This window comes from Thiopseudomonas denitrificans (genome assembly GCF_002866065.1).
GTDB lineage: Bacteria > Pseudomonadota > Gammaproteobacteria > Pseudomonadales > Pseudomonadaceae > Thiopseudomonas > Thiopseudomonas denitrificans.
Genome location: NZ_LNJZ01000008.1, coordinates 174,838 through 187,991, shown reverse-complemented (window position 1 = coordinate 187,991; position 13,154 = coordinate 174,838). Strand labels below are relative to the sequence as shown.

Genomic DNA, 13,154 nt, shown 5'->3' with positions numbered 1-13,154 from the left:
GCCGCTTTTGCGGCACAACAGCTGCTGTCAGTGCAGCTTCATTTTTGGATGGGTGCGCTTGCCGATGCGGTCACTGAGCATCAGCAACAGCGTGCGGAAGCGGCCATACAGTACCATCTGGTGCATGCGGTACAACGAGATGTAGAACATGCGCGCCATCCAGCCCTCCAGATTGACGTTGCGCATCAGGCCGCCCATCAGGTTGCCCACGGCGGTGAAGCTGGACAGCGAGACCAGCGAGCCGTAGTCCCGGTACTGGTAATGGGGCAGGGGCTTGCCCTGCAGGCGCAGGACAAGGGATCTGGCCAGCAAATCGGCTTGCTGGTGCGCACTTTGCGCCCGGGGTGGCACGTTGCGTTCGCTGCCCGGCTCCAGCGGGCAGGCGGCACAGTCGCCCATGGCAAAAATGCTTGGGTCCAGAGTCGTCTGCAAAGTGGTTTCCACCACCAGCTGATTGATGCGGTTGGTTTCCAGTCCGTCCAGTTCGCGCAGGAAGGCGGGGGCACGCACACCGGCAGCCCAGACCTTGAGGGTGGCCGGAATCAGCTCGCCCTCGGCAGTGACAAAACCCTCGGCAGTGACTTCCTTGACCTGCGCTCCCAGCCGCACCTTGACGCCGAGCTTGAGCAGCTCCTGGTGCACGGTGGTCGCTAGGCTCTCGGACAGTGCCGGCAGGATGCGGGGACCGGCTTCCAGGATGCTGATGTGCATGTTTTCCGGGCGGATGTGGTCAAGTCCGTAGTCTGACAGCATCTTGGCCGCATTGCGCAACTCGGCGGCCAGCTCCACACCGGTGGCACCGGCACCGACGATGGCCACGCTGACCTGCTCGTTGTCATCCTCGCGGGCGTGGGCGCTGAGGTATTCACCGAGCAGGCGCTGGTGAAAATGCTGCGCATTCTGCAGGCAATCGAGAAAGATGCAATGCTCGCTGGCACCGGTGGTACCGAAATCGTTGGTCAGGCTGCCGACGGCAATCACCAGGCTGTCATAACTGATGCTGCGGGCCGGTACCAGCTCAACCCCCTTGTTATCCAGGGTGGCGGCCAGCCGGATGGTTTTGGCGCTGCGGTCAAGGCCGGCCAGGCGGCCGAGCTGGAAGTCGAAGTGGTTCCACTTGGCCTGGGCCAGATAATTCAGTTCGTTGTCGGTGGTGTTGAGCGAGCCGGCGGCCACTTCGTGCAGCAGCGGTTTCCAGATGTGGGTGAGGTTGACGTCGACCAGGGTGATGCGTGCGCGCTTGCGCTTGCCCAGGCTGCGACCGAGACGGGTGGCCAGCTCAAGGCCGCCGGCTCCGCCGCCAACAATGACGATGTGATGTTGCATGGGTTTCTCCTTTTAGCGTGAAAGCAGTTAGCGGACTTGTGCCTGCGCCGGCAGCGGATACAAATGCCTGGCTGGTCCGGGTACCGTCACGGGGCCTGTTGCCGGTGGCACGGCCATGTGTTCTGTACTCCCGGGCCGGATGGCGAGTCGGGCTTCTGGCATGCTGGCGTACTGATGACCAGGGGCCAGCATGGGAGCCGGGCGCATTGGCTGCCACTGTACTTTGTCAGTTGCAGGGTGCTGTTTTGGTCGCAGTCATTTATGCCAGCAGGGTGGCCAGGGCTGGCTCCAGATGCGGAACCAGGGCCGCAGGTTGTGTGGATTGCAAGTGGGGAATGACGCCAAGGCAGGGGGCCGGCATCCACTGCTGCAGTGTGTGTATATTGTCGGCCTGGCAAGCCATGTGCGGATCGGTGCAGTTGGCGACCCAGCCGGCCAGTGTCAAGCCGTCGCGGAGCACGGCTTCGGCACTGAGCAGGGCATGATTGATGCAGCCCAGCTTGATGCCGACCACCAGAATCACCGGCAGTTGCAGGGCGATGGCAAGATCAGCCAGGGTCTCATCGGCGTTGAGGGGGACGCGCCAGCCACCGGCTCCTTCGATCAGGGTCAGGCCGGCGTGGTGTGCCAGGATGCGCCGGACATCCGCCAGCAGCTCCCGGCCGTCCAGGCGGACGCCCGCACTGGCTGCTGCCAGGTGCGGGGCAATGGCTGGTGCGAAGGCATGCGGGTTGATGTGTGCATAGGGCACCTGGATGCTGCACTGGCTGGCCAGCCAGAGGGCGTCATCGTTGCGCAGTCCGTCACTGGTGTGCTGCGAGCCGGATGCCACCGGTTTGCAGGCCAGTGTGCTGAGCCCGCGCTGGCGGGCTGCGGCCAGCAGGCCGGCCGATATCGTGGTTTTGCCGGCATCGGTATCGGTGGCGGTGACAAAAAAAGCCGGGGGACGGGTGGTATCCATGGTATTTCTACAGGAGGCTCCGGTCGGGGGCGAGCGACCAATAACGAATTGAGGGCAACGGGCAGGCGTGTGTCAACGTGTGCCGCCCTTGCGTACAGCCGCAAGGGCGGAGTGTTTGTGCGGAGCGGAAGTTCATGCCGTTGTGCAGGCTCCGCTGTCAATCCTGGCGGAAGCTGATGCGGCCGTTGAGCATGGTATAACGTACCCGCCCCGGCAGGCAGTGGCCAATGAATGGGCAGTTGCCGCCTCTGGACAGCCAGTTGTCTCCGGCCACTGTTTGACCGTCGGGGTCAAACAGCACCAGATCGGCACGGGCACCAATGCTCAGGCTGCCGGCGCCCAGCCGCATGGCGCGGGCCGGGCCGCTGGTCAGGCGTTCGATGGCGGCCGGCAGATCGAGCACGCCCTCCTGTACCAGGCTCATGGCCAGCGGCAGTAGCAGCTCGATGCTGCTGATGCCCGGCTCGGTGGCGGCAAAGGGGTCCTGTTTGGCGTCAACCTCGTGGGGCTGGTGATGGCTGGCAATGGCACTGATGACGCCGCTGCGTACCGCCTCGCGCAATCCTTCACGGTCTTCCAGCGAGCGCAGCGGCGGCTGGACATGGTACAGGCTGGAAAAATCCAGCAGGGCTTCATCGGTGAGGATCAGCTGGTACATCGCCACGTCGGCGGTGACCGGCAGGCCACGCTGCTGGGCCTTGGCAATCAGGCGGGCGCCACGGGCGGTGGTAATCTGGCTGAAGTGGGCGCGGACACCGCTTTGTTCCACCAGCAGCAGGTCGCGGGACAGGGCCACGGTTTCGGCGGTTTCCGGAATACCGCCCAGACCGCGGAAACTGGCTGCCGCGCCCTCGTGGGCAATACCGCCCTCGGCCAGGTCGCGGTCCTGGGGCTGGAAAATCACGGTCAGGTCAAACGTGGCGGCATACTCCAGGGCATGGCGCAGCAGGCGGTTGTTGGCAAAAGGTACCAGCCCGTTAGTGAAGGCGACACAACCGGCGTCACGCAGGGTGACCAGTTCGGCGAGGTTGTCGCCGGCCAGCCCCTGGGTAAAGGCACCGAGCGGATATACCCGGGCAGCACCATGGTCACGGGCCTGATCCAGAATCAGCTCGGCCACGGCGGGCGTGTCCAGTACCGGCTTGGTGAAGGGCGTACAACACAGGCTGGTGACGCCGCCAGCCGCCGCGGCGCGGGTTTCGCTGGCGATGGTGCCCTTGCGGCCGTAGCCGGGTTCGCGCAGGGAGGCGTTGATATCGACCAGACCGGGAATGGCGATCAGGCCGCGGGCATCAATCAGCTGCTCGACCGAAAAACCGGACGGCTTGTCGCCCAATGCGGCAATTTTGCCGCCCTCGATGAAAATGTCGCATGTCTGGTCAAACTGGCTGGCAGGGTCCAGCAGGCGTGCACCACTGATTTGAATACGCATTAGCGGGCCTCCTGCTGTGCGGATTTTTCTGCGTCGAGCTGACGCTGCTCGTTCTGTCCGCTCATGGTCATGGACAGTACCGCCATGCGCACGGCAATGCCGTAGGTCACCTGGTTGAGGATCATGGCACGCGGGCTGTCGGCGACGCTGGAGTCGATCTCGACCCCTCGGTTGATCGGGCCCGGGTGCATGACGATGGCTTCGGGATGGGCCAGCGCCACGCGCTGTTCGCTGAGGCCGAACAAGCGGTAAAACTCGCTCTCGCTGGGCAGCAGGCCGGAGCGCATGCGCTCGCGCTGCAGGCGCAGCATGATGACCACATCGACATCCTTCAGGCCCTGCTCGATATTGTGGTAGACATTGACGCCGTATTGCTCCAGCCCGACCGGCAGCAGGGTCTTGGGCGCGATCACGCGGATATCCGGGCAACCCAGAGTTTTCAGCGCGATCATGTTGGAGCGTGCCACCCGTGAGTGCAGGATGTCGCCGACAATCGCCACTTTCAGCTGGCTGAAGTCGCCTTTGTGACGACGGATGGTCAGCATGTCGAGCATGCCCTGGGTCGGGTGTGCGTGACGGCCGTCACCGCCGTTGATGATCGCGACATTGGGGCTGACATGCTCGGCAACGAAGTGGGCGGCGCCGGAGTCGGCGTGGCGCATGACGAACATGTCGGCGGCCATGGCTTCCAGGGTGCGCAAGGTGTCGGTCAGGGTTTCGCCCTTGCTGGTCGAGGAGGTTGACACGTTCAGGGTGATCACGTCTGCCGACAGGCGCTTGGCGGCCAGTTCGAAGGTGGTACGGGTGCGTGTCGAATTCTCGAAGAACACGTTGCACACCGTCATGCCGCGCATCAGGGGGACTTTTTTCACTGCACGGGCACCGACCTCAAGGAAGGAGTCGGCCGTATCAAGGATTTCTGTCAGCAGCTCGCGGGGCAGGCCGTCAAGGGAGAGGAAGTGGCGCAAGCGCCCGTGATCATTGAGTTGCAGGGGGCAGGCGGGAGTCATCGGGTGGTTCTCATGTCAGCTGGAGCAGATGCCGGAACACCGGCAGGGCGGCCCGGTGGCCACCCTGCCGGATGTTACTGTGGATCGAGTTCGCGCAGCTCGATGGCCAGCGGCTCGGGTCCGGTCAATTTTACCCGCTGGTTTTGCGGCAGGGAAAGGGTCTGGCCGACAATATCGGGCCGGATCGGCAGCTCGCGGGCGTTGATTTCCAGCAGGCAGACCAGGGTCACGCTGGCCGGACGGCCATAGTCGAACAGTTCGTTGAGGGCGGCGCGAATGGTGCGGCCGCTCATCAGCACGTCATCGATCAGCACCAGGTGCTGGTTCTCGATATCGAACGGCAGCTGCGACGGGCGTACCTGCGGATGCAGGCCCTTGCGGCTGAAATCGTCACGATAGAAGGACACATTGAGGATGCCCAGTGGCTCGTCGGCCAGGTCCATGGCTTGCAGCAGGGCATTGGCGACCCAGACACCACCGGTGTGAATGCCGACAAAGCGTGGTTCTTCGATGCCCTGCTCGGCCAGGTGACGGTTGAGGCCGGCGGCCATTTCTTCAATCAAGGATGCGGGTTGCGGCAACATGGGACTCTCCTTGCAACGACAGACAGAAAACTTCTGGGGATCAGCTGCCAGATTAACAGAAAATGGCAGGAAGCGATTGATTTGCTGCAGTATTGCGATGGGATCAGGGCTGTGCTTCGAGCCAGCCCTGCAATAGCAGGCTGGCGGCCAGGGCATCAACCGGGTCCTCACGGAAATTGCGCGCAAAGTTGCCCTGCTGGCGGCGTTCGCCTTTGGCGGCAAAGGTGGTCAAGCGCTCGTCATGGGTGTGTACCGGCAGGCCAAAGCGGCCATGCAGGCGGTTGGCGAATTTCTGTGCCCGGGCGCTCATGGCACTGGCTGTACCGTCCATGTTCAGGGGCAGGCCAACTACCAGTGCCCCGGGTTGCCATTCCCTGACCAGCGCCTCGATCTGTTCCCATTGCGGAATGCCGTCACGGGCCTTCAGGTTGCACAGGGGGCGTGCCTCACGGGTCAGGGTCTGGCCAACGGCAACACCAATTTGCCGGGTGCCGAAATCAAAGCCCAGCAGCAGGTGCGGTTGGGTGTTGCTCATGCGTTGCCGGCCAGATGGCTGAGCTGCGACAGCTGGATGCCCAGGCTGGCTGCCGCCGCGCTGCGCCGGTCTGTGGCGGGCGTATCGAAGATGATGGTGTGGCTGGCGGGGCAGCTGAGCCAGGTGTTGCTTCTGAGTTCGTCTTCCAGCTGACCGGCGCCCCAGCCGGCGTAACCCAGCGCGATCAGGTACTGGCCGGGACCGTTGCCTGTTGCGATGGCATCCAGGATGTCCTGCGAGTTGGTGATGCTCAGAGCGCCCAGATCGACCGTGCTCTGGTAGCGCTGACCGGGCGGGTGCATGACGAACCCGCGTTCGGTCTGTACCGGGCCGCCGGCATAGACCGGAATATCGCCGGTATGACCGGCAGGTTCCGTTTCCGGATGCAGCTGGGCCAGTACGTCGGCAAGGCTGAGTTCGGTTGGCTGGTTGACAACCAGACCCATGGCTCCTTCGGGGGTGTGTTCGAACAGATAGACCAGCGACTGGCCAAAAAAAGGATCCTGCAGGGCCGGCATGGCAATCAGGAAATGGTCGGCCAGCGAAGTGAAATGGGTCATGAAACAGGTTCCTTTATAGCTGCGTGATGCCTGGCTCACTGGCTGGACAGACGGTCGCCACGCTCAAAACGCCAGGTCCGGATGATTTCCACCTGGTCATAGCGGGCAGCCAGTTCGCCGGAAAAAGGCGAAAACGGGGCGGACAGGCGCACAATATTGAGCGCGGCCTGATCCAGGACTGCCTGGCCGGATGATTCCAGCACCGCCATCTTGTCGATGCTGCCGTCGCTGCGGATCACCACGAGCAGTCGCAGGCTGCCATAAATGCCGTTGCGCCGCGCCTCATCCGGATAATTCAGGTTGCCGATGCGCTCGACTTTCTTGCGCCAGTCGTCACGATACCAGGCACTGACATCACGGCGGGTGCTGGCAGTGTGCTGATGGCTGATGCGCGGGCGTTTGGCATATTGCTGGCGTTCACGAGCATACTCGGCTTCCAGGCTGGCAATATCGGCGGCCAGTTGTTCGCGGTCCATGACCGGTGCCTGGCGTTGCGGCTCCTGAACCGGTACCGGTTTTTCTGTCTGCCGGACTTTTTGCGGGCTGGGCTGACGGGTTGCCAGTACCGGTGCCGGCGTATCCACCGGGCTGGGCGGCTGCACGGTGCTATCCACACTGACCTCGTGCACCTGCTCGTCCTGGACAACAGCTTGCTGGTCGGTGCTGGGTGCGGCCTCGTGTTCCAGGGTGCCGCTGCCTTGCTGGTTGGCCTGGGCGATATAGTCGGCCTGGTCCGGAGCCCTGTCGCTGGCGAAGCTGGCCAGGGTCACTTCCAGGCCGCGGCTTTGTGCCGGCAGGTCTTCCACGGCAAAGCCGACGCCAAGAATGATGGCGGCATGCAGCAGGCCGGCAATCAACAGGGTGAAGCCGAGCCGGTCACGGGGCCGGATGTCCGGTTGCAGGGAAAGGGGCAAGCTGTCGTTCATGATATCTGCTGGCTGAAAGGCAGACCGGAGTCTGCACCGGTCCCCGGCAAATGTCCACTATTGCGGGGACGGTACAAACAGACCATTAGCCGCGACGCTGCTGCAGCTTGTGCTCGATGGCTTGCATCAGCTGGCCGGCAATGTCGGTATCGTAGGCAGCGTCAATTTCACGGATGCAGGTCGGGCTGGTGACATTGATTTCGGTGAGGCTTTCGCCGATTACGTCCAGACCGACAAACAGCAGGCCGCGTTTGCGCAGTTCAGGGCCGACCGTTTCGGCAATGCGCCGGTCACTGTCGCTCAATGGTTGTGCCACGCCACGACCGCCGGCGGCCAGATTACCACGGGTCTCGCCTGTGGCCGGAATGCGGGCCAGGCAATAGGGTACGGGTTCGCCGTCGATCATCAGGATGCGTTTGTCGCCATCCTTGATGGCCGGCAAATACTGCTGCACCATGATTTGCTGGCTGCCATGGACAGTGAGGGTTTCCAGGATCACCGACAGATTGGGGTCGCCGTTGCGGTGGCGGAAAATCGAGGAACCTCCCATGCCGTCGAGCGGCTTGAGGATGATGTCGTCATGGGTTGCGGCGAACTCGCGAATGATGTCGGCACGACGGCTGACCAGGGTGCCCGGGGTCAGTTGCGGAAACAGCGTGGCAAACAGCTTTTCGTTACAGTCGCGCAGGCTTTGCGGCCTGTTGACCACCAGGCAGCCGGCCTGCTCGGCCATTTCCAGCAGGTGCGTGCAGTACAGGAATTCGTTGTCGAATGGCGGGTCCTTGCGCATCAGGATCACGTCCAGGTCGGCCAGTGCCATGTCCAGTTCGCCGTCCAGCCGGTACCAGTTGTCGGGATTGCGCTGCACCTGCAGCGGACGCATGCGGGCGCGGGCTTCGCCCAATGACTGATACAGGTCCTGCTGTTCCATGTAGTAGAGTTCCCAGTCGCGGTCCTGTGCTGCCCACAGCATGGCCAGCGAGCTGTCTTTTGCGTAGGAAATGCCGGAAACAGGATCCATGACAATGCCAAGGCGAATACTCATGTGTATGCTCTCCATCAAATATCCGGCATTATGCGTTGGTCGTGACTGATGCGCTACCCCGGGTTCGGGCCTGGTTGCCCGGACACAGGGATAAAGACTTGTGAATACAAGGGCTTTATGGATTGCAACCAGATATTATGCTAAAAAGACCGCTCGCCTGTGCTGCTTGCAAGTTTTACATGATATTTGCATAGCCGGTACTGGCTGGCTGCGGGTCGCCAGAGCCGGGTCATGACGGGCATGTATCCGGGTTACGGGGCTGCAACCGGGCCGCACCGGACCGGCCAACAGCTGCAAACTATTGCGACCCACCAACAATGAGTAGGGTAAACATGGAACAGAACTCAGACGGTTTGAAGGTAATGGTGATCGACGATTCCAAGACGATTCGCCGGACAGCAGAAACGCTGCTCAAGAAAGTAGGGTGTGAGGTCATTACGGCGGTTGACGGCTTTGACGCGCTGGCGAAAATTGCCGATACCCGGCCTGACGTGATTTTTGTCGATATCATGATGCCGCGCCTGGATGGCTATCAGACGTGCGCACTGATCAAGAACAACAGTGAATTCAGAAGTACGCCGGTCATCATGCTGTCATCCAAGGACGGTCTGTTTGACAAGGCGAAGGGTCGCATTGTCGGCTCTGATCAATATCTGACCAAGCCGTTCAGCAAAGAAGAGCTGATAGGTGCCATCAAGGTGCATGTTCCGGGCTTCGTGCCCGCTGCGGATGCCTGATGATGGCTGATCCCGCCTGGCCGCAAGGCCGGCACAGAACAGAATAATAGAGGAAAACAATGGCTCGTGTACTGATTGTGGATGACTCGCCAACCGAGGTATACAAGCTGGCTGCCATGCTTGAGAAGAATGGCCATCAGGTCTACAAGGCCGACAATGGAGCAGATGGCGTGGCACTGGCCAAAAAAGAATTGCCTGATGCCATATTGATGGACATTGTCATGCCCGGCCTGAACGGTTTCCAGGCAACGCGACAATTGACGCGGGACCCTGATACCAGCCACATACCGGTGATCATCGTGACCACCAAGGACCAGGAAACCGACAAGGTCTGGGGCAAGCGCCAGGGCGCCCGCGGCTACCTGACCAAACCCGTGGAAGAGGCCGTGCTGGTCCGCGCCCTTGCTGACGTGCTTGGCTAGGGAGAGGGCATTCATGATTCAGCCGCATCCTTTCCAGTTACTGCTTGGGCTTGAGAACCGCTATCGGCAGCAGGCTGCGAGCTTGCCGGCCCAGCAGGACAACCGTGAAATCTGGAGCGGCATCGGTTTCCGGATTGGCGGACAGCATTACGTGGCACCGATGGACGAGGTCGGCGAAGTCCTGCCGGAGCCGCGTTTTACCCAATTGCCCGGCGTCAAGGCCTGGGTCATGGGGGTGGCCAATGTGCGTGGCCGTCTGCTGCCGGTGATGGACCTGGGGGCCTTTCTCGGGTTGCAGCTGTCCGATAGCCGCAAGAATCGCCGGGTCATGGTTGTGGAGCGTGACGGGCTGTTTGCCGGGCTGACAGTGGATGAGGTGCTGGGCATGCAGCACTTTGATGTCGACTGTTTTGACGAGACTGTAGGCGATATCCCGGACAGCATCAGGCCTTATGTGCATGGCACATTCCGGCGCGGACAGGACTGGGTGGTGTTCAGCCCCCATGTGCTGGCCACGGATGACGAATTTCTCGATGTGGTGGCCTGAGCTTCCGGGAGCGGGCCGCAGGCATGCATTGCAGCGGGTCCGGCAGCGGCCCCGTTATGGTTAGAAACTTTAAAGGACAGGTCCGGGTGGGGGCCAATCAATGAAAAAACTGAAGATCGACAACCTGTTTGCAGGTACGCGTAGTGCGACCCTGACCACGGTGCTGTTTGTGGCACTGCTTGTTTCGGCAATACTGCTGTTTGCCAACTTCTTCTACCTGGGCAAGCAGGCCACCCATGACAAGGAATACCTTGCCCATGCCGGTGAGCTGCGGGTCCTCTCGCAGCAGATTGCCAAGAACGTGTCCGAGGCGGCCGCCGGCAGTATTGAAGGTTTCCGTGAACTGGGCGAGGCCCGTACCGACTTTGACCGTCGCTGGGGCTTCATCCAGAACGGCGATTCGCTGACCGGCCTGCCGGCAGCTCCCGCAGAGCTGTCAGCAGAAATCGAAGCCGTGGCACGTGACTGGCAGCAGCTGCGCCGCCACGCCGGCGTGATCCTCGATAGCCGGGAAACGGTTGGCGCGCTGCACAGCCTGGCATCGACTCTGGCCGATACCATTCCGCAGCTGCAGCTCGAATATGAGGAGGTTGTCGATATTCTGTTGCGCGTTGGCGCGCCTGCAGACCAGGTGGCGATTGCCCAGCGCCAGTCGCTGCTGGCCGAGCGTATCAACACTTCGGTGACGCGGGTACTGGCCGGTGATGAAAACGCCGTCCTGGCCGCCGACATGTTCAGCCGTGACGCCAGCCTGTTTGGCCGGGTCCTGAAGGGCATGCACGAGGGCGACCAGGCGATGCAGATCTCCCGGGTTACCGATGCCGAAGCCATGGAGCGACTGGAGGAAATCAGCGAGCTGTTTGCCCTGGTTGCCCGCTCGGTGGACCAGATCCTGGACACCTCGCCCGAGCTGTTTGGTGTGCGTGAAGCCGCCGACGGTACATTCAGTGTTTCACAAAGCCTGCTGGCCAACGCTTCAAACCTGGTCGAGCGTTTTGAAGAAAGGGCTGACAGTCGCGTGCTGAACGTGCTGGCCGGCTACCTGCTGGGTGCCATGATTTTGGCTACCATCATCCTGATCGGTCTGGTCAACATGCGTGAAACCCGCCGCCGGTTGAAGGAAACCGCCGAGAAAAACGAGCGTAACCAGACTGCCATCTTGCGTCTTCTCGACGAGATCGGCGACCTTGCCGATGGTGACCTGACTACCGAGGCAACGGTTACCGAAGACTTCACCGGCGCCATTGCCGACTCCATCAACTTCACCATCGACCAGCTGCGTGACCTGGTGGGTACCATCAATACCTCGGCGGTCCAGGTATCATCGGCCGCCCAGGACACCCAGTCGACCGCCACCCACCTGGCGGAAGCATCCGAACACCAGGCGCAGGAAATTGCCGGTGCCTCTGCCGCGATCAACCAGATGGCCGTGTCGATCGACCAGGTATCAGCCAACGCCTCCGAGTCGGCTGCGGTAGCCGAGCGTTCGGTTGCCATCGCCAACAAGGGCAGCGAGGTGGTGCACAACACCATTGCCGGCATGGACCGGATTCGCGAGCAGATCCAGGATACCTCCAAACGGATCAAGCGTCTGGGTGAGTCTTCCCAGGAAATTGGTGACATCGTCAGCCTGATCAACGACATTGCCGACCAGACCAACATTCTTGCCCTTAACGCCGCTATCCAGGCGTCGATGGCCGGTGATGCCGGCCGGGGCTTTGCGGTGGTTGCTGACGAAGTACAGCGCCTGGCCGAACGTTCGTCTGCCGCAACCAAGCAGATTGAGGCCCTGGTAAAAACCATTCAGACCGACACCAACGAAGCGGTGATCTCGATGGAACAGACCACCACGGAAGTGGTGCGTGGTGCCGCACTGGCGCAGGATGCCGGTGTGTCGCTGGAGGAAATTGAAAACGTTTCCAGAAGCCTGGCAAACCTGATCCAGAACATTTCCAACGCGGCCCGTCAGCAGGCGTCATCTGCGGGTCACATCTCCAACACGATGAACGTGATTCAGGAAATTACCTCACAGACCTCATCGGGTACCCTGGCAACAGCCCAGAGTATTGGACACCTGGCCAAGCTGGCGAACGAGATGCGTGATTCCGTATCCGGCTTTACCCTGCCGAACCAGAACTAGGCACAGTTGCTGGCGCGGCAGCTGTAGGCTGCGCCACACAGTCAGCAAGCAGAAGAAGAGCAACATATGCATCCGGATTCGGGGTGGGCACTGCAACCGTTGGCCGACATGTCGACCGCCGAGTTCGACAACTGGTGCCAGTTGCTGGAGGAGCGTTCGGGTATTGTCTGGCGGCATGACCGCAAGGCATACCTTGAGGTCCGCCTGACCGCGCGCATGCGTGAACTGGGCATCAGCAATTATGACGGCTACTACCGCCAGGTCCTGCAGGGCGCGCGCGGTGCGCTCGAATGGTCATGCCTGCTGGATCGTCTGACCGTCCAGGAAACCCGTTTTTTTCGACATCAGCCTTCCTTTGATCATGTTGCTGAATACTTGCAGCAGCGGCTGGCTGCCGGGCAGGAAAACCTGTCCCTGTGGAGTGTCGGCTGTGCAACCGGAGAGGAAGCCTGGTCGCTGGCAATGACGGCGGCGGAGGTGGTGGGCACCTGTGGCGGTACTGCAGGGTTTTCCGTGCTGGCAACCGATATCAGTCGTACCGCGCTGGCCACCGCACGGGATGGCTGTTACTCGGCACGGTCGGTTGCCGGAGTGTGCGGGGCACTGCGTGAACATTACCTGCTGGCAGATGGCAATGGCGGGGTCCGGGTCTGCGAAGCGCTTGCCAGGCGAGCATGCTTCTCGCGGATCAATATCCTGGAGCTGGCACAGACGCCGGTGATTGGCATGGATGTGATCTTCTGCCAGAACGTACTGATTTATTTTCGCCGCTGGCAGCGGCGCAGCATATTGAACCAGCTGGCTGCACGCTTGCTGCCGGGCGGCATGCTGATACTGGGCGTCGGCGAGATTACCGGCTGGACACACCCACAGCTGGTGGCGGTCGACAATGACAAGATTTTGGCTTTTGTCCGAAAAGGATAGTGAGC

Annotated in this window: 14 protein-coding genes; 5 read left to right on the top strand and 9 right to left on the bottom strand. The window is 61.5% G+C overall.

Going from position 1 to position 13,154, the window contains the following annotated elements; translation table 11 throughout:
• Positions 1-27: 27 nt before the first annotated feature.
• The 9 genes from AR306_RS08545 to gshB all read right to left on the bottom strand — a co-directional run bounded on the left by AR306_RS08545 (position 28) and on the right by gshB (position 8,379).
• Positions 28-1,326 carry an NAD(P)/FAD-dependent oxidoreductase gene (locus tag AR306_RS08545; RefSeq protein ID WP_101497152.1) on the bottom strand — a complete coding sequence of 433 codons (1,299 nt, stop codon included), beginning with the start codon at positions 1,324-1,326 and terminating at the stop codon, positions 28-30.
• Between the two features lie 259 nt (positions 1,327-1,585).
• Positions 1,586-2,287 carry a dethiobiotin synthase gene (gene bioD, locus AR306_RS08540; protein ID WP_101497151.1) on the bottom strand — a complete coding sequence of 234 codons (702 nt, stop codon included), beginning with the start codon at positions 2,285-2,287 and terminating at the stop codon, positions 1,586-1,588.
• Positions 2,288-2,444: 157 nt separating this feature from the next.
• On the bottom strand, positions 2,445-3,719 hold the full coding sequence (locus AR306_RS08535; protein ID WP_101497150.1) for a dihydroorotase: 1,275 nt from the start codon (positions 3,717-3,719) through the stop codon (positions 2,445-2,447).
• Positions 3,719-4,729 (bottom strand): aspartate carbamoyltransferase catalytic subunit, encoded by a 1,011-nt coding sequence (locus AR306_RS08530; RefSeq protein ID WP_101497149.1) that lies wholly within the window; start codon positions 4,727-4,729, stop codon positions 3,719-3,721. Before AR306_RS08530 ends, AR306_RS08535 begins: the two co-directional genes overlap by 1 nt.
• 74 nt (positions 4,730-4,803) lie before the next feature.
• Positions 4,804-5,313, bottom strand: a complete 510-nt coding sequence (gene pyrR, locus AR306_RS08525) for a bifunctional pyr operon transcriptional regulator/uracil phosphoribosyltransferase PyrR (RefSeq protein ID WP_101497148.1) — start codon at positions 5,311-5,313, stop codon at positions 4,804-4,806.
• Positions 5,314-5,416: 103 nt separating this feature from the next.
• A complete protein-coding gene (gene ruvX, locus AR306_RS08520; RefSeq protein ID WP_101497147.1) occupies positions 5,417-5,848 on the bottom strand; it encodes a Holliday junction resolvase RuvX in 432 nt (143 codons plus the stop codon).
• Entirely contained in the window at positions 5,845-6,408 is a 564-nt protein-coding gene (locus AR306_RS08515; protein ID WP_101497146.1) for a YqgE/AlgH family protein, read from the bottom strand. Before AR306_RS08515 ends, ruvX begins: the two co-directional genes overlap by 4 nt.
• A 35-nt stretch (positions 6,409-6,443) precedes the next feature.
• The gene (locus tag AR306_RS08510) at positions 6,444-7,334 is read right to left on the bottom strand and encodes an energy transducer TonB (RefSeq protein ID WP_101497145.1); all 891 of its coding nucleotides are present in this window, start codon (positions 7,332-7,334) and stop codon (positions 6,444-6,446) included.
• 85 nt (positions 7,335-7,419) lie between these two features.
• Entirely contained in the window at positions 7,420-8,379 is a 960-nt protein-coding gene (gene gshB / locus AR306_RS08505; RefSeq protein ID WP_101497144.1) for a glutathione synthase, read from the bottom strand.
• A gap of 332 nt (positions 8,380-8,711) precedes the next feature.
• Here gshB and pilG point away from each other — a divergent pair, with 332 nt between their 5' ends.
• The 5 genes from pilG (at position 8,712) to AR306_RS08480 (ending at position 13,149) form a co-directional block, all read left to right on the top strand.
• A complete protein-coding gene (pilG, locus tag AR306_RS08500; protein ID WP_101497143.1) occupies positions 8,712-9,116 on the top strand; it encodes a twitching motility response regulator PilG in 405 nt (134 codons plus the stop codon).
• Between the two features lie 59 nt (positions 9,117-9,175).
• Positions 9,176-9,538, top strand: a complete 363-nt coding sequence (gene pilH, locus AR306_RS08495) for a twitching motility response regulator PilH (protein WP_101497142.1) — start codon at positions 9,176-9,178, stop codon at positions 9,536-9,538.
• A gap of 13 nt (positions 9,539-9,551) precedes the next feature.
• The gene (locus tag AR306_RS08490; protein ID WP_101497141.1) at positions 9,552-10,085 is read left to right on the top strand and encodes a chemotaxis protein CheW; all 534 of its coding nucleotides are present in this window, start codon (positions 9,552-9,554) and stop codon (positions 10,083-10,085) included.
• A gap of 100 nt (positions 10,086-10,185) precedes the next feature.
• A complete protein-coding gene (locus AR306_RS08485) occupies positions 10,186-12,225 on the top strand; it encodes a methyl-accepting chemotaxis protein (RefSeq protein WP_101497140.1) in 2,040 nt (679 codons plus the stop codon).
• 66 nt (positions 12,226-12,291) lie between these two features.
• Positions 12,292-13,149 (top strand): CheR family methyltransferase, encoded by an 858-nt coding sequence (locus AR306_RS08480; protein WP_166627845.1) that lies wholly within the window; start codon positions 12,292-12,294, stop codon positions 13,147-13,149.
• Positions 13,150-13,154 lie beyond the last annotated feature (5 nt).